The 22977-nt window shown below is 72.5% G+C and carries 27 protein-coding genes; 12 read left to right on the top strand and 15 right to left on the bottom strand.

Annotation, left to right across the window (positions count from 1 at the left end):
* Nucleotides 1-23 precede the first annotated feature (23 nt).
* The 3 genes from EIY87_RS37270 (at nt 24) to EIY87_RS37260 (ending at nt 1890) form a co-directional block, all read left to right on the top strand.
* Nucleotides 24-542 carry a hypothetical protein gene (locus EIY87_RS37270; protein WP_225440285.1) on the top strand — a complete coding sequence of 173 codons (519 nt, stop codon included), beginning with the start codon at nt 24-26 and terminating at the stop codon, nt 540-542.
* 75 nt (nt 543-617) lie between these two features.
* Nucleotides 618-986, top strand: a complete 369-nt coding sequence (locus EIY87_RS37265) for a DoxX family protein (RefSeq protein WP_125314650.1) — start codon at nt 618-620, stop codon at nt 984-986.
* Between the two features lie 25 nt (nt 987-1011).
* Nucleotides 1012-1890 (top strand): RNA polymerase sigma-70 factor, encoded by an 879-nt coding sequence (locus EIY87_RS37260; RefSeq protein WP_125314649.1) that lies wholly within the window; start codon nt 1012-1014, stop codon nt 1888-1890.
* On the opposite strand, the gene EIY87_RS47880 is transcribed toward EIY87_RS37260, so the two are convergent.
* Nucleotides 1887-2858 carry a tetratricopeptide repeat protein gene (locus tag EIY87_RS47880; RefSeq protein WP_158641437.1) on the bottom strand — a complete coding sequence of 324 codons (972 nt, stop codon included), beginning with the start codon at nt 2856-2858 and terminating at the stop codon, nt 1887-1889. The genes EIY87_RS37260 and EIY87_RS47880 overlap by 4 nt on opposite strands.
* 208 nt (nt 2859-3066) lie before the next feature.
* On the opposite strand from EIY87_RS47880, the gene EIY87_RS37250 reads away from it, so the two are divergent.
* Nucleotides 3067-3528 (top strand): hypothetical protein, encoded by a 462-nt coding sequence (locus EIY87_RS37250; protein ID WP_225440284.1) that lies wholly within the window; start codon nt 3067-3069, stop codon nt 3526-3528.
* A gap of 129 nt (nt 3529-3657) precedes the next feature.
* Entirely contained in the window at nt 3658-5940 is a 2283-nt protein-coding gene (locus tag EIY87_RS37245; RefSeq protein ID WP_225440283.1) for an ATP-binding protein, read from the top strand.
* Nucleotides 5941-5962: 22 nt separating this feature from the next.
* On the opposite strand, the gene EIY87_RS37240 is transcribed toward EIY87_RS37245, so the two are convergent.
* The 8 genes from EIY87_RS37240 to EIY87_RS37205 form a co-directional block, all read right to left on the bottom strand.
* Nucleotides 5963-6778, bottom strand: a complete 816-nt coding sequence (locus EIY87_RS37240; protein WP_125314647.1) for a hypothetical protein — start codon at nt 6776-6778, stop codon at nt 5963-5965.
* A complete protein-coding gene (locus tag EIY87_RS37235) occupies nt 6775-7404 on the bottom strand; it encodes a hypothetical protein (RefSeq protein WP_125314646.1) in 630 nt (209 codons plus the stop codon). Before EIY87_RS37235 ends, EIY87_RS37240 begins: the two co-directional genes overlap by 4 nt.
* Nucleotides 7405-7452: 48 nt before the next feature.
* A complete protein-coding gene (locus EIY87_RS37230; RefSeq protein ID WP_225440282.1) occupies nt 7453-8415 on the bottom strand; it encodes a hypothetical protein in 963 nt (320 codons plus the stop codon).
* A 285-nt stretch (nt 8416-8700) separates the two neighbouring features.
* Nucleotides 8701-9291, bottom strand: coding sequence for a GTP-binding protein (locus tag EIY87_RS37225; RefSeq protein ID WP_191984406.1), 591 nt, complete (start codon nt 9289-9291; stop codon nt 8701-8703).
* Nucleotides 9272-9643 carry a DUF742 domain-containing protein gene (locus EIY87_RS37220; protein WP_125314645.1) on the bottom strand — a complete coding sequence of 124 codons (372 nt, stop codon included), beginning with the start codon at nt 9641-9643 and terminating at the stop codon, nt 9272-9274. The genes EIY87_RS37225 and EIY87_RS37220 overlap by 20 nt, the downstream gene beginning before the upstream one ends.
* Complete coding sequence (locus tag EIY87_RS37215) at nt 9640-10065, bottom strand: roadblock/LC7 domain-containing protein (RefSeq protein ID WP_125314644.1); 426 nt, start codon at nt 10063-10065, stop codon at nt 9640-9642. Before EIY87_RS37215 ends, EIY87_RS37220 begins: the two co-directional genes overlap by 4 nt.
* A gap of 51 nt (nt 10066-10116) precedes the next feature.
* Complete coding sequence (locus EIY87_RS37210) at nt 10117-12522, bottom strand: sensor histidine kinase (protein WP_125314643.1); 2406 nt, start codon at nt 12520-12522, stop codon at nt 10117-10119.
* 391 nt (nt 12523-12913) lie between these two features.
* Nucleotides 12914-13207, bottom strand: coding sequence for a PASTA domain-containing protein (locus tag EIY87_RS37205; protein WP_125314642.1), 294 nt, complete (start codon nt 13205-13207; stop codon nt 12914-12916).
* A 119-nt stretch (nt 13208-13326) separates the two neighbouring features.
* On the opposite strand from EIY87_RS37205, the gene EIY87_RS37200 reads away from it, so the two are divergent.
* Genes EIY87_RS37200 through EIY87_RS37185 form a run of 4 tightly spaced genes read left to right on the top strand, consistent with a single transcriptional unit; the run spans nt 13327 to nt 16691 of the window.
* Nucleotides 13327-14727 (top strand): fatty acid desaturase, encoded by a 1401-nt coding sequence (locus tag EIY87_RS37200; RefSeq protein ID WP_125314641.1) that lies wholly within the window; start codon nt 13327-13329, stop codon nt 14725-14727.
* Entirely contained in the window at nt 14727-14915 is a 189-nt protein-coding gene (locus EIY87_RS37195) for a ferredoxin (protein WP_125314640.1), read from the top strand. Before EIY87_RS37200 ends, EIY87_RS37195 begins: the two co-directional genes overlap by 1 nt.
* Nucleotides 14912-16063: an NAD(P)/FAD-dependent oxidoreductase gene (locus tag EIY87_RS37190; protein WP_125314639.1), complete on the top strand. Its 1152-nt coding sequence runs from the start codon at nt 14912-14914 to the stop codon at nt 16061-16063. Before EIY87_RS37195 ends, EIY87_RS37190 begins: the two co-directional genes overlap by 4 nt.
* Nucleotide 16064: 1 nt before the next feature.
* Nucleotides 16065-16691 (top strand): TetR/AcrR family transcriptional regulator, encoded by a 627-nt coding sequence (locus EIY87_RS37185; protein ID WP_125314638.1) that lies wholly within the window; start codon nt 16065-16067, stop codon nt 16689-16691.
* Between the two features lie 4 nt (nt 16692-16695).
* Here the strand turns inward: EIY87_RS37185 and EIY87_RS37180 are convergent, their stop codons facing one another.
* The 4 genes from EIY87_RS37180 to EIY87_RS37165 all read right to left on the bottom strand — a co-directional run bounded on the left by EIY87_RS37180 (nt 16696) and on the right by EIY87_RS37165 (nt 19850).
* Nucleotides 16696-17532 (bottom strand): haloalkane dehalogenase, encoded by an 837-nt coding sequence (locus tag EIY87_RS37180; protein WP_125314637.1) that lies wholly within the window; start codon nt 17530-17532, stop codon nt 16696-16698.
* A 1-nt stretch (nt 17533) separates the two neighbouring features.
* Nucleotides 17534-17971, bottom strand: a complete 438-nt coding sequence (locus tag EIY87_RS37175) for a MarR family winged helix-turn-helix transcriptional regulator (protein ID WP_125314636.1) — start codon at nt 17969-17971, stop codon at nt 17534-17536.
* A gap of 296 nt (nt 17972-18267) precedes the next feature.
* Entirely contained in the window at nt 18268-19482 is a 1215-nt protein-coding gene (locus tag EIY87_RS37170) for a kynureninase (protein WP_125315017.1), read from the bottom strand.
* Nucleotides 19479-19850 (bottom strand): DUF5997 family protein, encoded by a 372-nt coding sequence (locus EIY87_RS37165; RefSeq protein ID WP_125314635.1) that lies wholly within the window; start codon nt 19848-19850, stop codon nt 19479-19481. Before EIY87_RS37165 ends, EIY87_RS37170 begins: the two co-directional genes overlap by 4 nt.
* Before the next feature lie 42 nt (nt 19851-19892).
* Here EIY87_RS37165 and EIY87_RS37160 point away from each other — a divergent pair, with 42 nt between their 5' ends.
* Nucleotides 19893-20591, top strand: a complete 699-nt coding sequence (locus EIY87_RS37160; RefSeq protein ID WP_125314634.1) for a LysR substrate-binding domain-containing protein — start codon at nt 19893-19895, stop codon at nt 20589-20591.
* A gap of 7 nt (nt 20592-20598) precedes the next feature.
* Here the strand turns inward: EIY87_RS37160 and EIY87_RS37155 are convergent, their stop codons facing one another.
* Nucleotides 20599-20880: an isoamylase gene (locus EIY87_RS37155; protein WP_125314633.1), complete on the bottom strand. Its 282-nt coding sequence runs from the start codon at nt 20878-20880 to the stop codon at nt 20599-20601.
* Between the two features lie 207 nt (nt 20881-21087).
* Here EIY87_RS37155 and EIY87_RS37150 point away from each other — a divergent pair, with 207 nt between their 5' ends.
* Both EIY87_RS37150 and EIY87_RS37145 read left to right on the top strand, forming a co-directional pair.
* Nucleotides 21088-21603 (top strand): hypothetical protein, encoded by a 516-nt coding sequence (locus EIY87_RS37150; RefSeq protein WP_125314632.1) that lies wholly within the window; start codon nt 21088-21090, stop codon nt 21601-21603.
* Between the two features lie 66 nt (nt 21604-21669).
* Nucleotides 21670-21870 (top strand): hypothetical protein, encoded by a 201-nt coding sequence (locus tag EIY87_RS37145; RefSeq protein WP_125314631.1) that lies wholly within the window; start codon nt 21670-21672, stop codon nt 21868-21870.
* 101 nt (nt 21871-21971) lie between these two features.
* On the opposite strand, the gene EIY87_RS37140 is transcribed toward EIY87_RS37145, so the two are convergent.
* On the bottom strand, nt 21972-22934 hold the full coding sequence (locus EIY87_RS37140) for a hypothetical protein (RefSeq protein WP_125314630.1): 963 nt from the start codon (nt 22932-22934) through the stop codon (nt 21972-21974).
* Nucleotides 22935-22977 lie beyond the last annotated feature (43 nt).

The following is a 22977-nucleotide window of genomic DNA, read 5'->3' as shown; positions in this document are numbered from 1 at the left end:
CCGCCGGTGATGTCGTCGACTCGTTGCCGGGGCGCTCGCTCAAGACCCGGCGGGCCGAGGCGCGGGAGTCGGCGAAGCGGGGGAAGCCGAAGGAGGCCTGGAGCCGCCTGAAGCTCAAGGAGCTCAAGCGCGAGGTGCGCCGTCTCGAGCGGGAAGGGGACTGCGTCGCGGCCGCGACCGGCAAGGTGCGGGAGTTCCTGACCCGGACGCCGTGCACGTCGCTGGACCGGATGCTGCTCGCGGTCGGCGACGGCCACGGCAACGCCGCGGTGATCTCCGTAGTGCGGGTGGGGTTCCGGTCGAAGCGGCAGGCGAAGGAGTTCGAGAAGGTCGAGGCGGTGCAGGGCAGCGGTGACGTCCGGCCGCTGGAAATCGCCGCCGTGCTCGGGATCGCGGGGGTCGAGATGACCGGGCTGCACTACCAGTCGCGCCCGGACGGCTACGGGATGGTGGTCGCCGAGGCCGATGTTGCCACCGGGCACGTCGACCGCGGGACGCTGGACGCTCTCGCGGACGTCGCCGCGTACCTGCCCGTCAAGTGATCCACGTCATGCTCTGTCACAGCCGTCCATACCGCGGTGTCTTGAGGCCGAACCAGCCGAAAGAAGGAGACCGCCATGGACCTCGCACTGTGGATCGCCGCCGGAGCACTCGCGCTCGTCGCGCTCGCCGGGGGCGTCAGCAAAGCCTTCCTGCCGCAGGCGAAGCTGGCCGCCGCGCGGGGTGGGGAGTGGACCGCCGAGGCGGCTCCCGGGTTCGTCAAGGGGCTCGGGGTGCTCGAACTGCTCGCCGCCGCCGGGCTGGTGCTGCCGGCGGTGACCGGGATCGCGCCCGTGCTCGTGCCGGTGACGGCCGTGTGCTGGGTGCTGCTCATGATCGGTGCGATGATCACCCACGTCCGGCACGGCAGCGCGAAGTTGGCCTTCCTGAACCTCGCGTACCTCGCCGTGGCCGTGTTCGTCGCCTGGGGGCGGTTCGCGGTCTGACCGCGGCCGGGAAAAGGAGCCGACCATGAACGCCACCGACACCTTCGTCGCCCACCGGAACCTGCTGTTCACCGTCGCCTACGAGATGCTCGGGTCCGCGGCCGACGCCGAGGACGTGCTGCAGGAGACCTGGCTGCGCTGGGCGGACGTCGACCTGGCCGAGGTGCGTGAGGAACGCGCCTACCTGGTCCGGATCACGACCCGCCTGGCGCTCAACCGGCTGCGCACCATGAAGCGCCGCAAGGAGGCCTACGTCGGCCCCTGGCTCCCGGAGCCGCTGCTCACCACCCCGGACGTCGCCGAGAACGTCGAGCTCGCCGAGAGCGTGTCGATGGCGCTCATGCTCGTCCTCGAAACGCTCGCGCCGACCGAACGCGCCGTCTTCGTGCTGCGCGAGGTCTTCGACTTCGGGTACGACGAAATCGCGGCCGCGGTCGGCAAGACCCCCGCCGCGGTCCGGCAGATCGCGCACCGCGCGCGGCGCCACGTCGACGCCCGCCGCCCCCGCGAGACCGTCTCCGCGCGCGAGACCCGGGCGGTGCTGGAGTCGTTCCAGCGCGCACTGGAAAGCCGGGACCTGCAAGGACTCCTCGACGTCCTCGCGCCGGACGTCGTCCTGATGAGCGACGGCGGCGGCGTCAAGCAGGCCGTGCCGCGGCCGGTCACCGGAGCCGACCGGCTCGCGCGGCTGGTGCTCGGCGGCATCGCCAAGAACGACGCCGCGCTCACCACCGAAGCCACCGTCGTCAACGGCAACCCGGCCCTCACCCTGCGCCTCGACGGCGAGCTCGACGGCGTCATGGCCGTCCGGGTCGAGGGCGGGCGCATCACCGGCCTCTACTACGTGCGCAACCCGCAGAAGCTCACCCGCGTCGAGTCCGAGACGCCGCTGACCCTGCGCTAGACGTGCGTCGAGCTCACCGCGAACGCCGTGATGTGCTCGGCCAGCGCGCGGACGCCGGCGTGGTCGCGGTGCTTCTCCGCCTCCAGCTTGAGCGGCCGCAGGCGGTCTTTGGTGCGGACGGACTTGAGCGTCTCGGCCGTGTCGACCGCTTCGGTGCCGACCTCCGCGCCGCGCTCCAGCTCGCCCTCGATCAGATGGCCGGTGGCCAGCATGGCCAGGCAGAAGGAACGGCTGCGGGCCATGTCCTGGTCGTAGCGCTCGACCGCGCGGGTCAGCGCCGCGATCGCGGCCGGGGCGTGGCGGGGGCCGGCGCGCACGGCGAGCGCGGTGCGCACCGTGCCGGTCATCGCGGCGACGTCGGTCTCGGTGAAGAACCGCGCCCAGTCCGGCGGTTCGCCGGGGCCCGCCGCCTCGAACTCCTCGCCGGCCCGGCCGAGCAGGTCGAGCGCGAGCCGCTCGTCGCCCTTTTCGGCGTACGCCCACGCCTGGTTGGCGCTCAGGATGCTCGCCGCCAGCGCCGATCCGGCGCGCCGCGCCGCCAGCCTGCCGTGCTGGAACTGGGCCAGCGCCTCGTCGGCGGCCCCGTGGTGCAGGTGGATCCGGCCGCGCCGGTAGCGGATGTTGGCGGCCAGGTCGTCCTGCCCGCAGTGCTCGGCCAGGCTCAGCGCCAGGTCGAGGTGGTGGTGCGCGGCGCCGACGTGGCCGCTGTCGAAGCTCGCCCACGCGGCCAGGTTGTGCAGGTCGGCCACCGCCGCGCACAACCGCGAGCGCACCGGCTCCGCCACGGACGCGCGGAGCAGCTCGTGCCCGAGGTGGATCCGGACGAGCACGGCGTCGCGGCACATGCCGCCCCCGCTGCGGTAGTCCACCGCCCGCAGCGCCCTGGTCTGCGCTTCCAGCTGCTCGATGTCCCGCGGACCGGGCCGGTCGGGGATCGCCCGGCGGAAGTCGAACTCGGAGTCGGTCATGACGGCTCCCGGCATCACCACTGAGTTGACCCTGGAGCCTACTCGCCGCGCGCCGCGGTGGCGACCGCCGCGACTGCGGGAAGTAGTCCGTCGGGTGCGGTGGGTGATGCGGACAGGTATGGAGTCGGGTACTTGTACGGGTGCGGTGCGTGGTGGGTCCGGAGCAGTCTCGGACGTGCCGCAGAAGTCCGCAGGAGGTTCGGAACCCATGGTGCACGGCCGGCCGCGTCCCCTCCTCCGGGTCGTCACCCCCTCGGACGTCCCGGAGGCGCGGCCGGCCCCCTCTCCCGGCCGCGGCCGGGACCGGTACGCCGACCTCCCTGACCGGCGGCTCGCGGCGATCCTGGCCGCCGAGGACACCGCCGAGGAGCACGGCCTCAGCCCGCACACCCGCAGCACCTGCTACGTCCACCGGTGCTGGACCCACCAGTGCGTCGGCGACCCGCTGCACGTCCTGATCGCCACCGGGCACCGGTGGTGCCGCCGCTGCGAATGCCCGGTCGACGTCGCCGTCGACGAAACCCCGCCCGGCGCGGTGCACCTGTTCTGCCCGCGCTGCGGCCAGGCGGGTTCGGCGGCGAACCGCGACGTCCGCCAGGCCTGCCGGACGAGCCTGGCCGCGATGCACGGCGGCGACGCGCCGACGCTGTACGGAATCCCGGACGCCTGACGCCCGGGCGTTGCAACCTCCGAGGGGTTCGCATTGACCCGTCCGCGGCGCGCTCCCTACGGTTCACGGGTGGGCAAGGCCGGCACGGGGTGCGAGAGGGGCAACCTGCCTGCGGACACCACGAGTTTCGTGGGACGCAAGGCCGACGTCGCCGAGGTCAAGCAGCTGCTGACGCGGGCGCGGCTGGTCACGCTGACCGGCGTCGGCGGGGTGGGCAAGACCCGGCTCGCCGTGCAGACCGCCGCCGGGCTGTCCCGCGCGTTCCCCGACGGCGTCTGGCTGGTCGAACTCGACGGGCTGCAGGACCCGGCGCTCGTGGCGCACACGGTGCTCGAGGCGCTGGGCGTGCACGACGAAACCGGCCGGAGCCCGGCGGACGTGCTCGCCGAGCACCTGCGCGACCGCCGGACACTGGTGGTGCTGGACAACTGCGAGCACCTCCTCGACGCCTGCGCGGTGCTGGCCCACGACCTGCTGCGGGCCGCGCCCGGGCTCCGGCTGCTCGCGACCAGCCGGGAACGGCTCGCGCTGGCGGGCGAGCACCTGTGGCCGGTCTCGCCGCTGCCGGTGCCGGAACCGGGCCGCCCGCTGGCCGGCGGGGCGTGGCTGCGCTACCCGGCGCTGACGCTGTTCGCCGAACGCGCGATGGCGGTCGACCCGGGGTTCGCCGTCACGGCGGAGAACCAGGACCGCGTCGGCTCGATCTGCCGCCTGCTGGCCGGCATTCCGCTGGCGATCGAGCTGGCCGCCGTCCGGCTGCGGGTGCTGACGCTGGCGGAGCTGGAAGCCGGGCTGGACGACTGCTTCGCGCTGCCCCGCGCGGTGAAGCGCGGCGGGGAACCGCGGCACCAGACGCTGCGCGCCGCCGTCGAATGGAGCTTCACGCTGTGCTCGCCCGCCGAACGGCATCTGTGGGCGCGGGCGTCGGTGTTCGCCGGCGGCTTCGACCTCGCGGCGGCCGAGCGCGTCTGCGCCGGCGACGGGCTGCCCGCCGCGGACCTGCGGCACCGGATCGCCGGGCTCGTCGAGAAGTCGGTGCTGATCCGCGAGGCCGACGGCGACCGGCAGCGGTTCCGGCTGCTGGAACCGCTGCGGCAGTTCGGCCGCGACAAGCTGACCGCGTCCGGCGAGACGGCTTCGGTGCTGCGGCGGATGCGGGACCACTACCTCGACGTCGCCGAGCGGAGCGAACGGGCGTGGTTCGGGCCCGAGCAGGCGGACATCTTCCGGCGGACCCGCCTCGAGCACGCGAACCTGCGGTCCGCGCTGGACTACAGCCTGACGGAGCCGGGCGAGCTCGGGACCGGCCTCCGGCTGGCCTCGACGCTCTGGTTCTACTGGGCGGGCTGCGGGGTGTTCGGCGAAGGCCGCCACTGGCTCGACCGCGCGCTCGCCCTCGCCGCCGAACCGGACGCGGAACGGGCGAAAGCGTTGTGCGTCAACGGGTACGTCGCGACGTTGCAGGGTGACAACGCCGCCGCGGTCGCGATGCTGGAGGAGTGCCGCGCCTACGCGAGGCGGACCGGTGACGAGGTCGCGCTGGCCTACGCGACGCACCGGCTCGGCTGCAACCTGCTGGTCGGGGACGACGTCGGCGACGCGAAGACGTTGTTCGAAGAGGCGCTGGCCCGCTACCGGCAGCTCGGCGAGCTCAACAGCAACGTGATGCTGGCCGGCATCGAGCTGGCCATCGCGTCCGTCTTCCTCGGCGACCTCGACCGCGCGGGCCGGCTGTGCGAAGAGGCGTGCGCGACCGGCGCCGCCCACGGCGAGCAGTGGGCGCACGCGTACGCCGTCTACGCGCAGGCCCTGGTCGCGCTGGGCCGCGGCGACCTCGACCGGGCGGCCGAACACGGCCGGGACTGCCTGCGCGTGAAGAGCACGTTCCACGACCTGCTCGGCATCGTGCTGGCGATCGAGGCACTGGCGTGGACCGAGGCCGCCCGAGAACAGTGGGAGCCGGCGGCGGTCATGCTGGGCTCGGCGCAGCCGATCTGGCAGGCGGTCGGCTTCCCGATGTTCGGCTCGCGCTACTTCGGCGCCCCGCACGGCGAATGCGAGACGCGCACCAGGCGCGCGCTGGGCGACGGGCCGTTCGAAGCGGCGGTGCGCCGCGGCCGCGAGTTCGGCCTCCCGGAGGCCATCGCTTACGCGCTCGGGGATTCGGGCCCGTCCCGGCCCGCGGCGACGGACCCGGCGCGCCCGACGCCGTTGACGGAACGGGAAGGCGAAGTCGCGTTCCTGATCGCGGACGGCCGGAGCAACCAGGAGATCGCGGACCGGCTCGTCATTTCCCGGCGCACGGCGGAAGGCCACGTGAACCGGATCCTGCGCAAGCTGGGTTTCGACTCACGGGCCCAGGTCGCCGCTTGGGCGGCCCGGAACCCGCAGGTGCCGACGCCGCAGTCGTGAGTGCTCGGGTTCAGTCGATTGGTCAACCCAGCCGGTCGCCCCAGTCTTCGAACGCCTTCACGACGTCCGCCGGTGCGCCGGTGTCGCGCAGGCGCTTCGTCTCCGCCTCGATGTAGTGGCGGTACAACGGAACCAGGCCCGCCAGCAGCTCCGGGCGTGCCTCCGCCGCCTCCAGCGGGTGGCCGGCCCGGACGCGCTCCGCCAGCTTCACCAGCGAGGCCGCCGGGGTGTCCGGCTGGGACAGGTACCACTCGATCGCCTCGTCGTTGTTCGCCGCGCGGCCCGTCGGAAGCGTTGCCGAGCAAAGGAACCGGACCGGGAACAGCACCGCCTTCGTGAACCACACCTTGTCCGCCAGCAGGCGGCGGGGCTCGCGGAATTCGGCCGCCACCTCGTCGGTCGCCAGGACCGCGATCGCGAAGCGCGCGCTTTCCAGCAGCATTTCGGACGCGGCCGGCCGGGCCACCTCGGACAGGACGTCGCGGCCGGTCAAGAGGACGCCGTGGTCGGCGAGCTGCAGGCGGTCCAACGCCGGGAAGCGGCCGTCGTCACGGCCTTCGCGCAGGGCCGGGAGGGAGGCCCAGAACACCGACAGCTTGCGGTGCAACGGACTCCGCTCCTGCAGCGCGGCCGTCACCGGGGCGACCTCGTCGCTTTCGGGGACGTCGGTGAGGACGAGGGCCACGTCGATGTCGCTGGCCGCCGCGGAGTAGCCGCCGTAGGACAGGCTGCCCAGCAGGTACGCGCCGATCAGGCGCTCTCCCAACGCTTCCCGGTACGCGTCGGCGGCTTCGGCGGCGATCGCGCGGGCGGTGTCGGCGGGGTCGGGTGTGGTCATGCCACCACCGTATCGCGGCGGGCGCACTCGGCGATGCGGTCGGAAACCACGCCGATCACCTGCCACGCGCGGTCGAGGACCGCGATCACCGCGTCGTCGGTCCAGTCCTCGCGCTGCCGCAGGAGCTCGTACCCCATCTCGAGGTGCTCGACGTCGGCTTCGTCGTGCAGCTCGAAGTATTCGTCCTCGGGGAACGCTTTCGTGCCCGCCTGGCTGAACACGAGGCTGCCGGCTTCGAGGGCCAGGTGTGCCAGCACCGCGCGCTGCACGCCGGGCAGGATCGCGAACTGGTCGACGAACCACGAGGCGCCCATTTCGATGACCGGGTCCCAGACCAGCTGCCGGTCCTCCGCGCGGCTGCGGGCGAGGATCTTGTCGTGCCCGACCTCTTCCTGCTGGTGCTCCAGCGCGAGCGCCCGCAGTTCCGGGTCGCTCTCGAAGCTGACCCGCGCGCTGATCATCCGCTGGAAGGCGTTCGACCACGGCTGCAGGTACGTGAGCACCGCCTTCCGGGTTTCCGGCGGTGTGGTCTCGTCGCTCAGCAGGCGGATCAGGTCCGAGGATTCGTATTCCCGTTGCCGCTGCTCGTTGTGGCGGGCGACGCGCTCGACGTCCTGCTGGGTCACGATCGGCTCCTTAGCTTGGTGCTGCGGGAGATCATCCTTCCGGGACGCCTAGCCGAGATCAACGGGCGCGAGCGCCCGATCGTAGACGGGGAACCGGAAGTACGTGGTCACGTCGCCGCGGCGGCCCGCTGTGCGGTAGCTCACCAGCTCCAGCACGCGCGTGCCGGACAGCGGACCCGGCGCCAGCGCGGCGGTGAGGAGGCGGAACCGGCCCGGGTCGACGCCTTCGCGGTGCAGCAGTTCCGCCGTGCGCTCAACGGCTTCTTCGTCACTGGACGTGAGATCGGGCAGCCGTAGGTACGTCGTGGACTCCGCGGCCCGGTCCACCCCGGACCGGAACGCGAGGCAGCTCAGGGCGGCTTCCCCGGCTTCGGGCCGGCCGCCGGTCAGGGTGCGGTACGCGGCCGACGCGGCGGCCGCGTCGTGGCTCAGCGCCACCGAAGCGACGTCGTTGACTTCGGCGAGACCGGCGTCGTGGTTGCGGTAGTAGATCTTGACCCGGGCGTCGGCTTCGTCGGCCAGGTCGACCGCGAAGAACTCGATTTCCCGTTCGCCGCCGACGGTTTCGACGCGGCGGCGGGCATCGTCCCAGGCCGCGCTCATGCCGAGCCGGTCCATCGCCTCCGCGACGGCGGCCTCGCGGTGCGCGTGCGGCCAGGCGTAGAGCCCGAAGTAGGTCTTGTGGACGATCCGCGACGGCGGGCGCCAGGCGATCGAATGCCACACCGGCGCGGGGGACGGGCGGCCCGCCCGCGGGGTGAACGTCTCGTGGACGCGGTCCAGCCGGCGGGTGACGGGCCCGCCGTCCCCGGGCCAGACGACGTCGTGACCGAGGCTGTCGAACAGGATGCGCAGCTCGGGTTCGCCGCCCGACCAGTTCACCGACATCTCGGCCGGGAAGCCGTCTTCCGCCACATAGGACGGGTGCGCGGGCACGAGCCCGATCCGGTCGTGCGCCCAGCGGGGGAGCGCGGCGCGCAACGCCCGGGTCGTCCGGACGGACTGTTCCACCGGGACCCCGAGCGCTTCACTGGCAGTAGCCCAGAGCCCGCACAGAAAGTCACCGAAGAGACGGCCGTGTGCCGGATAGTTTTCCCTTATATATTCAGGAAAGTCCGGCACTCGACTGGTCACCAGCGGATGCTATCAGTTGGATGCTTGCTCAACTAAAAAGCTGCACCCGGGTGGTGCAACCAATTGGGCCATGTGGGTACGCCGGTGTCCGGGGTGGACACGGAGGGACACCTCGGGCACCGGCGAGTCCGGACCGGACACCAAGCGGACAACGCGCAGGTCTCAGACCCGCGCGGGCACCACCGTCATCGCGTGCTTCACCAACCGGATCAGCGCGAGCTTGCTGGAGTCCCTGTCACGCGCGTCACACATGACGATGGGCACTCGATCCGGGACCACGAGGGCCTCGCGGATCTCGTCGGCGGTGTAGCGCGGCGCGTTGTCGAAGCAGTTCACCGCGACGACGAACGGGATCTTCCGGCGCTCGAAGAAGTCGATGGCGGCGAAGCTGGTCTCCAGCCGCCGGGTGTCGACGAGCACGACCGTCCCGATCGCGCCGCGCGCCAGGTCGTCCCACATGAACCAGAAACGCGCCTGCCCCGGCGTCCCGAACAGGTACAGCACGTGCCGCGGCGAGATCGTGATCCGGCCGAAGTCGAGCGCGACCGTCGTGGTGGTCTTGCGCTCCACACCGGACAGGTCGTCGATCCCGGCGCTCGCCTCGGTGAGCACCTCTTCGGTCGTCAGCGGCGGGATCTCGCTGACCGAACCGACCATCGTGGTCTTCCCGGCGCCGAACCCGCCGGCGACGATGATCTTGACCGGCGTCGGGACCAGGTCGGTCCCCGTGCCGTCAGTACTTGATGAGGCCATCGAGAACCGCCTGGAGTGTTTCGAGGTCCGGCGACTGCGCCGGGTGGTGGGTGGGGGAGCGCGTGATCACGAGGCCGCGCTCGATCAGGTCGCCGACGAGCACGCGCACGACCCCCAGCGGGATCTTCACGTACACCGCGATCTCCGCGACCGAAACCGGGTGGCGGCACAGCTGCACGATCGCCACGTGCTCCGGGCCCAGCCCGACCGGCTCCTGCTCCGACCGCAGCGTCATGACCTGCGTGGACAGGTCCAGCCGCGCGCTGTCGCCCGGCGTCCGGCCGCTCGTGATCGTGTACGGCCGGACCAGCGGCCCGGCGGCCTCGTCGTACCAGCCGTCGTCCGAGCTCACGTGGCCTCCCGCAGCACCGACGCCGCTTCGCGCGGCGCCGACGCCATGTAGTCGCCGACCCGTTTCACCAGGCGGCTCATCTCGTAGGCGATCATCTCGACGTCGACGTTGTCCGCGGCCAGCACGGCGAGGCAGGCACCCTGGCCCGCCGCCGAGACGAACAGGTAGCCGCGTTCCATCTCGATCATGTTCTGCAGCACCGGGCCGCGGTTGAACTGCTTGCTCACCCCCTTGGCGAGGCTCTGCAAGCTGGAGGCGATCGCCGACAGCTGGTCCGAGTCGTCCTTGCTCATGCCCGCCGACTTGCCGATGAGCAGCCCGTCGGCGGACAGCACGATCGCGTTCTGCGCGCCGACCACGCGGCTCACCACGTCGTCGAGCAGCCAGTTGAGATCGGGTTTGGGGTTCCCGTACTCGTTCATTCGACGTCAGACCCTGACTTTCCTGTGTGGACTTTTCTGTGTGGTCGGGAACTACGCTTCGTCCGGCCCGCGGCCGCGGCGGGTGCCCTTGTGGAACGCCGCCAGCGTGCGCGCGGTGCCTTCGCCCGGCGCCACCACGTCGTCGTCGCTGTCGTCCGGTTCGGCCTCGAGCTGGGCGACGAGGTTCTGCTGCGGCTCGCGCCGGGGCAGCCGGGGCCGGTCGTCGGCCGGGCGCGGCGCGGCGGGGGTCTCGGCGGCGGGCGCCGCCTCCGGCTCCGGCACCGCGGCGGGCACGGACGGCAAGGCGTCGGGCGGGGTGAGCGCCCGCGCCGGGTACGGCCTCGGCTTGGTCTCTCGCTTCATCGGGATCTGGCCGGTGAACGAGCTGGGTGAGTCCATGGAACCGAGCGAGCTTTCTGCGGCCCGCGCGGCGGGGGCGCCCACCGGGGCGAGGACCGCGGTCGTTTCCGCCGGGGAGCTGCCGGGCTCTTCGGCACCCGCGGCGTCCTCGCCCGCCAGGTGCTGGCCCGGGATGAGCACGGTGGCGCGGAGACCGCCGTAGCGGGACGGGTCGAAGGTGACGGTGATGCCGAGCCGGGCCGCCAGCCGCGCGACCACGAACAGGCCGAGGCTGGAGTCGGCCCGCAGCGCCATCGCGTCGAACTCGGGGGCCTCCGCCATCATCGAGTTCGCCCACTCGCGGACGCCGTCCTTCATCCCGAGGCCCTGGTCGGACACGTCGACGACGACGCCGCGCGCGACCATGCGGCTGGTCACCTCGACCGGCGAGCCGGGCGGCGAGAACGACGTCGCGTTGTCGACGAGCTCGGCGATCAGGTGGATGGTGTCGGCCACCGCGGCGCCGACGATGGCGACGTCGGCGACCTGCTCCACCTGGACCCGCGCGTACTGCTCGGTCTCCGAGACGGCCGCGCGCAGGACCTCCATCAGCGCGACCGGCTTGCGCCAGCGGCGCCCGGGCTGCTTGCCGCCCAGGATGATCAGGTTCTCGGTGGTCCGGCGGGCGCGGGCGGCGAGGTGGTCGAGCTGGAACAGCGACGCCAGCTGCGTCGAGTCGTCCTCCCGCGCTTCCATCTCGTCGAGGATCTGCAGCTGCTGGTGCACCAGGACCTGGTTCCGGTGCGCGATGCCGAGGAACACGTTGTGCACGCCGCTGCGGGCCTTCGCCTCGCTCGCCGCGGCGTTGACGGCGGTCAGCTGCGCGGTGTTGAACGCCTCCGCCACCTGCCCGATCTCGTCGCGGCCGTGGTCCAGCTGCGGCAGCTCTTCCTCGAGGTCGACCGGTTCGCCGTTCTTCAGCCGCGCCACGATGTCCGGCAGCCGGTTGCGGGCGAGGTCGAGCGAGTCGTTGCGCAGCCGGGCGAGGCGCGTCATCAGCGCGCGGTCGACGAGCGAGCGCGACACCCGCACGGCGACGATGATCGCCGCCAGCGACGCGAGCAGGGCCAGGATGCTGCCGATGATGACGTTGCGCAGCTGCGCGTCACCGGAGTCGATCGCGGCCGCGGAAACCTTGTCCGCCTGGGTGATGGCCAGGTCGTTGAGGCCCTGGGCGACCTGGGTGGTCGCGTTCAGCCAGTCCGTTTCGGACACCGGCACGGTGTTCTGCTCGCTGGGCGACCACGGCCCGTGCTTGACGATCGCCTCTTCGGCGGTGGCCAGCTGCTGCCAGGCGGTGCTCTTGGTCAGCGCCCGGTACCGGTCGCGGACGTTCGCGTCGAGGAACGGCTCGATCTGCGCCAGCTGCGTGCGGTAGGTCCCGGACAGCTGCGCGAACTGGGCGAAGTCGTCGGGGGCGAACGTGCCGGCCGAGAAGGCCGTCGACACGAGCGACGTCTCGCGCGACATCGCGTCCCCGGCGCGGAAGACCGAGGTCGCGGTGATGCCGCCGGTCGCGGCTTCGGCGTCCGGCACGATGCGGGCCTGGGTGTCGAACAGGTTCGACGCCGTGTCCATCACGCCGTTGTAGTAGTTGTTGACCTGCGCGCGGTCGATGCTGCGGAAGCTGATCTGCGAGCGCAGCACGGGCAGCTGGTCGAACTGCGACTTCAGCGCGTTGACCTTGGACGCGATCTCGTCCGGCGCGTTCGAGATCGTCGCGGCGAACGCGTCCTGCAGCGTGCCGAGCTTCTCGTCGGTGACCTTCTGCTGCGCCTGCAGCCGGCCCGGGCCCAGCGCGGGGTCGTCCAGGTACTGCAGCGCGCTCTGGCGTTCCTTCTGGAATTCGGCCAGCGCGGTCGCCGCGGGGATGGACACCTCACGGACCGAAGCGGCGACCAGCCGGACGTAAACGCCGTTGAAGAGGAAGTAGGAAGAGACCGCGATCCACAGCACGAGCAGCGTCACGCTGGGAATGAGAACGGTCCTGGTCAGCCTTTTGCGGATCGACTTGTCGTACGGCTTGTCCGACTCGTCCTTGGCGTCTTTGTTCAGCACGGCGGTTCACGAACTCCTGAGTGACGGTCGGCGAGGAAAGGGGACCCGGACGAGGAAGCGGACACGACGATGGGACACAGCGGCCGCCGTCACCCGTCTTCGCCTCACCCTCCGTGTTGCCGCGGAATCGATCAGGGTCCGTTTTTTACCACGAACCGCCGAGGGCCCGTGGTGCTGACCCAGCTCGCGGACGGTTGTCCGGCGAGGGGCGAACGGTGTTTACCGAGTGCGTCGGCGTGGTTACGCGCATTTCCTCTGGTAACGGCCTCGCGGCTGTTTTCGCCGTCTTGCACACTGGGCCGAACGGGTGAATGTGAATTCGTCTGATGCGGCGGGCGGCGCTTGATGGTCTTGACCACAGGGGTCCGTCGCGGGCGCGTCGTGACAGCGGTCAGGGTTCGCCGTAGCCGGGTTCCGCGCGGAGGTCGGGACGTGGCCGCCGGGGCTCGCGGACGCCGCCGGGGTCACCGCCGCTGGTCACCCACACGGTCACCGTGCCCCACCGGTCCAGCCGGGTCCCCGCGGCCGGGAGCTGGGCCACGACCAAGCCGTTCAGGAGCGGGTGGGGGCTGTCCGGATCGGGTCCCTGCAGCGTCAAGCCCGCGTCGTGGCCCGACAGCCACGCGTCGAGTGCCTGCCTGCCCCGGAAGTCCGGTACGACCACCGGCCGCGGTTCGTCCGCCACTGCTCCTCACCCGCTTCCCAGGGTAGCGGCGCCGGCAAGGCCCGGATTGACAAAGTGGCAGCTCTTGTCAAACCAGCTTTACATCACCTACAGTTTCGTAAATCACTCGAGGAGGCGTGATGAGCGAACTGACCGGAACCGTCCCCGCCGGCTCGACCGAGCTGTGGCGGGACCGCAAGCGGTACCTGTGGCTGATCGGGCTGGTCGTGCCGTCCCTGGCGTTCCTCGCCATCGGGCTGCACGCGGCCACCGGCTGGGGCGGGTGGTTCTGGATCGGCCCGGTCGTGATCCTGGTGATCGTGCCGCTCATCGACCTGGGCGCCGGGCTGGACCGGAGCAACCCGCCCGACGACGTCATCGAGCGGCTGGAGAAGGACCGCTACTACCGCTGGATCACCTTCGCCTTCCTGCCGATCCAGTACGTCGGCTTCGCCGCCGCGTTCTGGCTGATCGCCCGCGGGGACCTCGGCGTCGCGGACAAGATCGGGCTGGCGGTCTCCATCGGCTGCATCGGCGGGATCGGCATCAACACCGCGCACGAGCTGGGGCACAAGAAGGAGAGCCACGAGCGCTGGCTGTCGAAGATCGCGCTGGCGCAGAGCTTCTACGGGCACTTCTACATCGAGCACAACCGCGGTCACCACGTCCGCGTCGCGACGCCGGAGGACCCGGCGAGCAGCCGACTCGGCGAGAGCTTCTACCGCTTCTGGCCGCGCACGGTCTTCGGTTCGCTGAAGTCGGCGTGGCGCCTGGAGCGCAAGCGCTACGCCCGCCGCGGCAAGCACCCGTTCCGCCTCGGCAACGACGTCCTCAACGCCTGGCTGATGTCCGCGGTGCTGTGGGCGGCGATGGTCGCGTGGCTCGGCGTGGGCGTGCTGCCGTACCTGGTGATCCAGGCCGTCGTCGGGTTTTCCCTGCTGGAGGTCGTCAACTACATGGAGCACTACGGCATGCTGCGGCAGCGGGTCGGCGTCGAAGGCAAGCGGCGCTACGAGCGGGTGGATCCCAGCCACAGCTGGAACTCCAACAACATCGCCACCAACGTCCTGCTCTACCACCTGCAGCGGCACAGCGACCACCACGCGAACCCGACGCGCCGCTACCAGACCCTGCGCGACTTCGCCGAATCGCCGGTGCTGCCGACCGGGTACGCCGGGATGATCGTGCTGGCGCTCGTGCCGCCGGTGTGGCGCCGGGTGATGGACCCGCGGGTGCTCGCCCACTTCGGCGGCGACGTCTCCCGCGCGAACATCCAGCCGTCGAAGCGCGAGAAGATCCTGGCCCGGTACGGCACCCGCGTCACCGCGGCCGGGCCCGCGCCGGCCGACACCCACGGCGACGCGACCGAAGGCGGCATGTGCCCGGGCTGCGGGTACGTCTACGACGAGAAGCTCGGCGACCCGCGGGAGGGCTTCCCGGCCGGCACGCCGTGGTCGGCGATCCCGGACTCCTGGTGCTGCCCCGACTGCGGCGTCCGCGAGAAGGTCGACTTCGTCGCGCCGGGCCGGGTGGGTGCGTGATGCGGATCGAAGCGGACCGCGGCAAGTGCGACGGCCTCGGCATGTGCGAAGCGATGGCGCCCGACTTCTTCGAGGTCGGCGAGGACGGCACCGTCGTCGTGCTCGACGAGCGGCCCGGCGAGGAGCACCGGCAGGACGTCGCCGCCGCCGTGGACTCCTGCCCCGTGCTGGCCTTGAGGCTGGCATGACCCTCGTCGTCGTGGGCGCGTCGCTCGCCGGGCTGCGCGCCGTGGAAGCCGCCCGCCGCACCGGGTACCGCGGCCGGATCGTGCTGATCGGGGCCGAGGAGCACCTGCCCTACGACCGGCCGCCGCTGTCCAAGGCGTTCCTCGCCGCCGGCGGCCCGCGGGCGGTCGAGCCGTTCCACACCGAGGAGGTGCTCCGCGAAGTCCTCGGCGTCGAGCTGCTGCTGGGCGCGTCGGCCGAGGGGCTCGACCTCGGCTCGCGCGAGGTGACCGTCGCGGGCCGGGCCGTGCGGTACGACGCTCTGGTGATCGCCACCGGCGCGACCGCGCGCACCTTGCCCGGCGCCCGCGCGCTGCGCACCGCCGAAGACGCTGTCGCCGTGCGCGACGCGCTCGACCGGGGCGCGCGGACCGTCGTGATCGGCGCCGGGTTCATCGGCTCGGAGGTCGCGTCCGCGGCCCGCGCCCGGGGCCTGCCGGTGACGATCGTGGAAGCCGCCGCCGTCCCGCTCGCCCGCGCGGTCGGGGAGACCGCCGGGGCGGCGCTGGCCGCGTTGCACCACGAAGCCGGTACCGAGCTGCGTCTCGGCGCCGAGGTCACCGGCGTCACCGACGGCAGCGTGCGGCTGGCCGGGGGCGAAGTCCTGCCCGCGGACCTCGTGGTCGCCGGCATCGGCGCCGTCCCGGCCACCGGCTGGCTCGAAGGCAGCGGGCTGGTCCTGCACGAACGCGACCGCGGCGTGGTCTGCGACGCGACCCTGTCCGCCGGGGCACCGGGCGTCTACGCGGCGGGCGACGTCGCGCACGTGGCGAGCCCGCTGTTCGGCGGCCTCCTGCGGCTCGAGCACTGGACGAACGCGGCCGAGCAGGGAGCGGCCGCCGCTCGCCACGCGCTCGACCCGGCGGCCGCGCGGCCGTTGGAAGCCGTGCCGTACTTCTGGTCCGACTGGTACGGCCACCGGATCCAGTTCGTCGGCACGCCGGACGCAGACGAGGTCGTGACCGCCGGGGACACCACGCTCTACCGCCGCGGCGACCGGCTCGTCGGCGCGCTCACCGTCGACCGCCCGCGCGAGATCATGAAGCACCGCAGGCGGATCGCGGGCCGGGCGTCCTGGGCGGATGCGCTGGCCTTCGCGGGGACGGCCTAGGATGACGGTCATGAGCGGGGCACCTCCGGCGCCGCCCGAAGGTGGACAGCACCGGCGGCCGATCATCGCCGCGGCGATCGAGCTGACCGCGCGGTCCGGCTGGCCGTCGGTCACCATGGCCCGGCTGGCCGAGCTGGTCGGCGTCAGCAGGCAGACCGTCTACAACGAGATCGGCTCCAAGGCCGCGCTGGCCGAGGCGATGGTCGCGCACGAGCTCGACCGGTTCCTCACGGTCGTCGACGCCGCCTTCGAACACCACCCGGACGACCTCATCGAGGCGTTCTACGAGGCCGTCCGCTCGGTGCTCGAACTCGCCGAGGACAACGTCCTGCTGCGCGCGATCGTCTCGGCGTCGCACGGCGCCGCGCCCGAACTCCTCCCGCTGCTGACCACCGACGCGGGCGCGCTGCTCGCCCGCGCGAAGGTCGTGCTCGCCGAGCGCGTGCGGCCCTACCGGCTGCCGCTCTCCGACGACCAGGTCGACGTCGTGATCGACCTGGTGGTGCGCGCGGTCCTCAGCCACGTCATGCAGCCGTCGGACACCCCGGCCCGCACGGCGGATTCCCTGGCGTGGGTGGCGACCCGCATCCTCGGCCTGGCGGCCGTGCCGCCGCTGCGGCACAGCTGACGCCTCAGCGGAGCCCGTGCCGGTTCAGCCACGCCGAGAGTTCGGTGGCGATCTCCTTCGGCCGGTCCTCCTGGGCGTGGTGCCCGGCCTCCCCGCACGCGACGACGTCCAGCGCGGCGATGTTTTCCGTGCACCACTTCGTCATCGCTTCGCCGATGAGCAGGGTGGGGGAGCCCTCGAACGTCAGGAGCAGCTTGGGGACGCCGGTGGCGCCGGCCAGCCACCGGTCGTAGGCCTCGACGCGCTCGACCAGCCCGGCGGGCTCCCCGCCGAGCGGCAGCTGACGGGCCCAGGCGAGCACCGGGCGGCGGCTTTCCGGGGTGGGGAAGGGCGCGAGGTAGACGGCCAGGTCGTCGTCGGACACCGGCGTGCGGACACCGCCGGTGAACGCCTGCCGGATGAACAGGTCCTGCGTCAGCACCATTTCTTCGCCGACGCCGGGCGTGCGGATCTTGCGGGAGCGCTCGGCCGCCTGCGGCGACAGGTCGTCCCACGCCATCGGCTTCACGATGGTCTCGAAGAACGCGAGCCCGCGGACCCGGCCGGGGTGGCGGGCGGCGTGGTCGAAGGCGAGCGCGCCACCCCAGTCGTGCCCGACGAGCACGACGTCGTCGAGCTCCAGCGCGTCGAACCAGTCGTCGAGGTAGCGGGCGTGGTCGGCGAAGGTGTAGCCGATGTCGGGCTTGGGCGAGCGGCCCATGCCGATGAGGTCGGGCGCGAGCAGCCGCCCGCCGCCGACGTGGGGGAGAACGTGGCGCCAGCCGTGCGACGAGCCGGGGTTGCCGTGCAGGAACACGATCGGGGTGCCGCTGCCGGTTTCTTCGTGGTGGAGGACGGGCATTTCAGGCTCCTTCGAGCGGGGTGTCGAGCAGCAGGGTGAGTTCCCGGGTCAAGGCCGCGGTGCGATCGGCGCGACGGCCGCCGAGCGGCGCGAGCAGCCGGTCGAGCAGCGTGCCGACGGTGGCGATAGCGGGCTCGACGACTTCGCGCCCACGGTCGGTGAGGGTGAGCCGGATGGTCCGGGTGTCGGCGGGGTCGCGGGTGCGTTCGACCATGCCGTCGGCGTCGAGGGTGCGGGCGAGCTTGGAGACGTAGAGGGCTTCGAGACCGGTGTGGTCGGCGAGTTCCCGCTGGCTCGGCGGGTGGTCGCGCTGGAGGTCGAGGAGCGAGGCGAGGAAGACGTACTGGGCGTGGGTCAGCCCGGCCGGGGCCAGCGCCCGGTCGACGGCGACGCGCCACTTCATGGAGAGGCGCCAGACCAGGTGCCCGGGAGTGCTCATGCCAGATACTGTACATGACTACTGTAGCTATGGCTACTATTTGGCCGTAGTGAATGAGACTCATTCATGTCGTCGGACGTCAGGGCCTCGGCAAAGTCGCGGCGGTTTGCCCGGCGGCGGCTTCGCCGGTGTCTTGAATGACTCATTCAGGTCTTCGGAGGTCCTGAATGACTCATTCAAGACACCGCGGGGCGGCCCGGCGCCACTCGCCGCGGCCGGCACCGGTCGGTTCAGACCGAGGGCGGTCGGCTCCCGGCGACTTTGCCGGGCCTCTGTCGCCGGACGACCTGAATGAGTCATTCAGGTCGTCCGGCCAGCTCCCGGATCCGGTCCAGCGCCGCCCGCACCTCGGTGAAGCTCGTCGTGAGCGGGCTGAGCCCCACGCGAATACCGTCCGGACGGCGGAAGTCGATCAGCACGCCGTTGTCGATCAGCACCCGCGAAAGCCGCTCGGCGTCCGGGTGGCGGAGGGTGACGTGGCCGCCGCGGCGGTCGTCGTCGCGGGGTGAGGCGACCTCGAACCCGAGCGGGGCCAGCCACTCGTCGGCGAGGGAGAGCACCCACCGGCCCAGTGCCACGGCCTTGGCGCGCACGCGGTCGATCCCCGCCTCGGCCAGCAGCGCGACGCCCTCCTGGACGCCCGCCATGCCGAGCACCGGCGGCGTGCCGGACAGCGCCCGGCGGATCCCCGGCGCGGGGACGTACTCGGCCGCCATGCCGAACGTGTCGGCCGCGCCCATCCAGCCGGTGATCGGCTGGCCGAACTCCGCGTGGTGGCGGGCGTTGACGTAGAGGAAAGCGGGCGCGCCGGGGCCGGCGTTGAGGAACTTGTACGTGCAGCCGACGGCGAAGTCGGCGCCCGCCGCGTCGAGCGCGACCGGGATCGAGCCGACGCTGTGGCAGAGGTCCCAGACGGTGAGGCCGCCGCGGTCGCGCACCAGCCGCGTGATGGCGGCCAGGTCGGCGATCGCGGCCGAGCGGTAGTCCACATGGGACAGCACGACCGCCGCGGTGCGCGGCCCGGTCACCGCCGCGACGTCTTCGGGGCGGACGTCGGCGGCCTCGATCCACCGGACCGTGAGCCCGAGTTCGGCGGCGACGCTTTCGACGAGGAACCGGTCGGTGGGGAAGTTCGCGGTGTCCGTGACGATCTCGTCGCGCCCCGGCCGCAGCGCGACGGCCGCGCGCAGCACCTTGTAGAGGCACACGGACGTCGAGTCGGCGACGATCGTCTGGCCCGGCGCGGCGCCGAGCGCGACGCGGCCCAGCTCGTCGCCGATCGCTTCGGGCAGCGCGAGCCAGCGCTCTTCCCACGACCGGATGAGCCGGCCGCCCCATTCTTCGGCGACGAGTTGCCGCAGGCGTTCCGCGGTGGCGCGCAGGGGACGGCCGAGGGAATTGCCGTCCAGGTAGGCGACGACGCCGGGATCGCTGATCGGGACGAACCGTTCGCGGAAGGGCGCCAGCTCGTCTTCCGCGTCGAGGCGCTCGGCCTCCGCCAAGGTGGTCAGCGGTTCTTCTCCTTCAGGCGCACGGTTTCCTTGCGCACCTCGGCCTGGGTGGCGCGCTCGCGCACCAGCCAGTCGGGGCTTTCCGCCTTCAGCGCGTCGATCTGCTCGGTGGTGAGCGCTTCGGTGATGCCGCCGCGCGTGAGGCCGCCGATGGAGACGCCCAGCTTCGCCGCGACGACCGGCCGCGGGTGCGGCCCGTTCCGGCGCAGTTCCTGCAGCCACTCGGGCGGGTCGGCCTGCAGCGCGTTCAGTTCGTCGCGGGAGACGACACCCTCCTGGAACTCGGCGGGGGTGGCTTCGAGGTACACGCCCAGTTTCTTCGCCGCCGTCGCGGGCTTCATGGTCTGGGCGGTCTTGTGCGACGTCATGCCGTCCAGGGTAGCCAGCGGGGTGCCCGGTAACCTGACCCGGTGACCTCGTTCCGCCTCGCCTACGTTCCCGGAGCGACCCCCGCCAAGTGGGTGCGGACCTGGGGCGAGCGGGTGCCGGAGGTGCCGCTGACCCTGGTGCCGGTGGCCGCGGCGGACGCGGCGGGCCTGCTGCGCGCGCGGGAGGCGGACGCGGCGCTGCTGCGCTCGCCGATCGACCGCGACGGCCTGCACGCGATCCCGCTCTACACCGAGACGACCGTGGTCGTGGTGGCCAAGGACCACCTGATCGCGGCGGCGGACGAAGTGTCCACCGTGGACTTGGCGGACGAGGTCGTGCTGCACCCGCTGGACGACACCCTGGAGTGGCCGTCCCGGCCGGGCCGCCCGGCGGTTTCGCGCCCGGAGACCACGGCGGACGCGATCGAGCTCGTGGCGGCCGGCGTCGGGGTGCTCGTCGTCCCGCAGTCGCTGGCCCGCCTGCACCACCGCCGCGACCTGACCTACCGGCCGGTCGGGGACGCGCCGCAGTCGAGCGTCGCGCTGTCGTGGCTGGAGGACGAGACGACGGACCTGATGGAGCAGTTCATCGGCATCGTCCGCGGCCGCACGGTCAACAGCACGCGCGGCCGCCAGCAGGCCCCGGCTCCGGCGGAGCGCAAGCGCCCGGTGCGGAAGCCGGCGCCGCCGAAGCCGGCCCGGCGGACCGGCGGCGCGGGGAAGCGGCGCCGCCGGTCGTGAGCCGGGGTCAGGCGGTCGTGCAGACGCAGTTGCCGTCGGCGCGGTCGGCCAGGTCGGGGTCGTCGAACCAGTGGCCGTTCTCGCCGAGGTAGCGGAACTGCAGCACGGTGCCGGGGGCGACGTCGACCGACGCCGAACGCCGGCCGTTGGAGCGCGGGGTGAGGTGGTGGCGGCCGGGCGTCCAGTCGTTGAACGAACCCACGACGCTCACCCGTCCGGGCGGTGCGCCGACCGGCAGGCTGAAGGTGACGCGCTGGGTGCCGGCCCGGCTCTTGCTGATCTTGATCACTCGGTGTCGGCCTTTCGCGGAGGACGGTCGGGAGGGCGTGCTCGGCACTGAGCGCCGACATGGTCGCACAGGCGTGACGAAGTGGTCACCTGGAGTGCCCGAAGGAGGGAACGCGCCGCTCAACGGTTCGCCACCGACCGGGTGGTCCTCGGGTGAACCATGATCAGCTGGGGTCCATCGCGGGATTCCGGTGCGAAACTGGCTGCCGTGACCGTCGTCGTCGATCGTCGGGTCAAGGACCCGTGTGCCTGGCTCAGCGCCGTCTCCCACGAACTCGCCGTCACGCCTCCGGCGGACACGCGAGCGGTACTCCTGGCGGTGTGGGACGGGCTGGCCGCCGCCCGGCTGGCCGGCCTGCACGCGGCCGCGGCTTCGCCCCGCTGGCGAACCCGGCAGCGCCACGCCGAATCCGTCGAGTTCGACCTCGCCCTGCTGCTGGCGCGCGACTGCACCATCGCCACCGGCCGGGCGATCCCCGCCCGGCTGCCGCGAGCCGCCGTCGCCTGGCCGGAGGAGAAAGCCGCCGCGGCGGTCGCGGCGATCGTGTCGTTCTGCGGCACGGCCGAGGCGGTCCTGCGGCGGGCGGGCGAGCTGACGCCGGTGTGGGAGGACAGCCTCCTCGGGCCGGTCGCGCTGACGAGCTGGCTCGCGGACTGCTGGACGGGCCGCCACACGGGCTGCCCCCTCCACCTCCCGGCCCCGCCGCCGCCGTGGTGGCGCTGACGTTGTCCGTCAGGTGAAGTCTGGGCCGCACCGGCGGTGCGCCGGTGCGGTGGAGAGGAGGCCGGGGTGACCGAAGCGGCCCCGCTCAGAAGAATCCCGGACCAGGCACGCGCGGCGCTCCGGGCGGTTTTGCTGGCCGAGCTGACCGCCGCCCGCCGGCGGGGACAGGCGGCGGGCTGCCCACCGGAGGTGCTGACGCGGGTCTTCGAGGCGCGGCGGAGCCGGCTGGCCGAGGACGGCCGGACGGCCCCACCCAAGTCGGCTTAGGTGAGGTCGGCCGCGATGTCATGAAAGGGTCGTTCACCTCGCCAGACGACATGAACGACCCTTTCATGACATCTCCGCGTCGCCAGGCAGACCGCGCGAGGTCAGCGGCCCAGGATGGCCAGCACCGTGGCCACGATCCCGTCGAGCCGCTCCCGGTCGGCGAGCGCGGCCGCCAGCCAGTCGTCGCGGGCGGAGTCGCCGGACCCCGCCGCGCCGAACAGCGTCCGGATCACCACCGCGACCACCTCCTCCGCCGGGTCGCCGCGCGCCAGCCGGGAATCGATCGCCGCCAGTGCCTCCTCGGCCAGCCGCGCCAGCTGCGCGTCCTCGATCTCGTCGCGGCCGACCAGTTCCAGGGCGGGCGGTTCCGCCGCGTTGTCCGCCGGCATCGGGGCCACCGGTGCCCGCTTGTGGCCCAGTGGCCGCTCGACGTGCTCGTCGTACCACTTCGGGCGGGACCGCATCGCCGTCAGCACCTTCCGCACTTCGCGGTCGATCGTGTCGCGGTCGGCCACCGGCTCGCCGGTCACCTCGGCGCGCCGCGCGGCCCAGGCGTCGAGGGGCCACAGCTCGGCGCCCGCCGCCGTCGGGACGCCGGCCCAGGTGAGGATCTGCACCGCCAGGTCGCACAACCAGGTGTCGCCGAAGAGGGCGTCACCGAGCCAGGACGGGAGGCGAGGCCGTTGCAGGGCCCCGATTTCGCCGCGCCGCCGCCGGTGGGCGTCGACCGTCGCCGGGCTCAGGCGGGTGGCCAGCCAGCCCTCGAGGTTCTCGATCGGGCCGGTCGCGCGCCGCAGCGCGTGCTCCACCACCGCCTCGACGTCGTCGTGGAAGCGGTCGAGGCAGTCGGGGCGCAGCCACTCGAGGCCGCGGGCGCAGTCCGGGTGCCGTCGCCGCCGTTCCAGCGGCTTGGTGATCCGCGTGAACACCAGCGGCCACGCCACGCTGTAGACCGCGCCGCGCAGCCGCGCGCGGACGCCGGGCGGCGCCGCCGCGGCCGAGCCGGCGAGCAGGCCGTCGCGGGCCAGCCGGCGGACGCCCGCGACGTCGGTGCTGTCGAGCAACCCGTCCTCCCGATGTCGTCGACGGGAAAATGGTGGGTCAGCC

The sequence above is a fragment of the Amycolatopsis eburnea genome (assembly GCF_003937945.1).
Classification (GTDB): Bacteria; Actinomycetota; Actinomycetes; order Mycobacteriales; family Pseudonocardiaceae; genus Amycolatopsis; species Amycolatopsis eburnea.
The sequence above is the reverse complement of the archived record's forward strand: the minus strand, read 5'-3'. Positions and strand labels throughout refer to the sequence as shown.

Excerpts from the sequence above, each read along its gene's own strand:
- EIY87_RS37260 (WP_125314649.1), top strand. The coding sequence starts at position 1,012 with ATGAACGCCACCGACACCTTCGTCGCCCACCGGAACCTGCTGTTCACC.
- EIY87_RS47880 (WP_158641437.1), bottom strand. The coding sequence starts at position 2,858 with ATGACCGACTCCGAGTTCGACTTCCGCCGGGCGATCCCCGACCGGCCC.
- EIY87_RS37195 (WP_125314640.1), top strand. The coding sequence starts at position 14,727 with ATGCGGATCGAAGCGGACCGCGGCAAGTGCGACGGCCTCGGCATGTGC.
- EIY87_RS37200 (WP_125314641.1), top strand. The coding sequence starts at position 13,327 with ATGAGCGAACTGACCGGAACCGTCCCCGCCGGCTCGACCGAGCTGTGG.
- EIY87_RS37180 (WP_125314637.1), bottom strand. The coding sequence starts at position 17,532 with ATGCCCGTCCTCCACCACGAAGAAACCGGCAGCGGCACCCCGATCGTG.
- EIY87_RS37190 (WP_125314639.1), top strand. The coding sequence starts at position 14,912 with ATGACCCTCGTCGTCGTGGGCGCGTCGCTCGCCGGGCTGCGCGCCGTG.
- EIY87_RS37240 (WP_125314647.1), bottom strand. The coding sequence starts at position 6,778 with ATGACCACACCCGACCCCGCCGACACCGCCCGCGCGATCGCCGCCGAA.
- EIY87_RS37165 (WP_125314635.1), bottom strand. The coding sequence starts at position 19,850 with ATGACGTCGCACAAGACCGCCCAGACCATGAAGCCCGCGACGGCGGCG.
- EIY87_RS37225 (WP_191984406.1), bottom strand. The coding sequence starts at position 9,291 with ATGGCCTCATCAAGTACTGACGGCACGGGGACCGACCTGGTCCCGACG.
- EIY87_RS37265 (WP_125314650.1), top strand. The coding sequence starts at position 618 with ATGGACCTCGCACTGTGGATCGCCGCCGGAGCACTCGCGCTCGTCGCG.
- EIY87_RS37250 (WP_225440284.1), top strand. The coding sequence starts at position 3,067 with ATGGTGCACGGCCGGCCGCGTCCCCTCCTCCGGGTCGTCACCCCCTCG.
- EIY87_RS37215 (WP_125314644.1), bottom strand. The coding sequence starts at position 10,065 with ATGAACGAGTACGGGAACCCCAAACCCGATCTCAACTGGCTGCTCGAC.
- EIY87_RS37185 (WP_125314638.1), top strand. The coding sequence starts at position 16,065 with ATGACGGTCATGAGCGGGGCACCTCCGGCGCCGCCCGAAGGTGGACAG.
- EIY87_RS37175 (WP_125314636.1), bottom strand. The coding sequence starts at position 17,971 with ATGAGCACTCCCGGGCACCTGGTCTGGCGCCTCTCCATGAAGTGGCGC.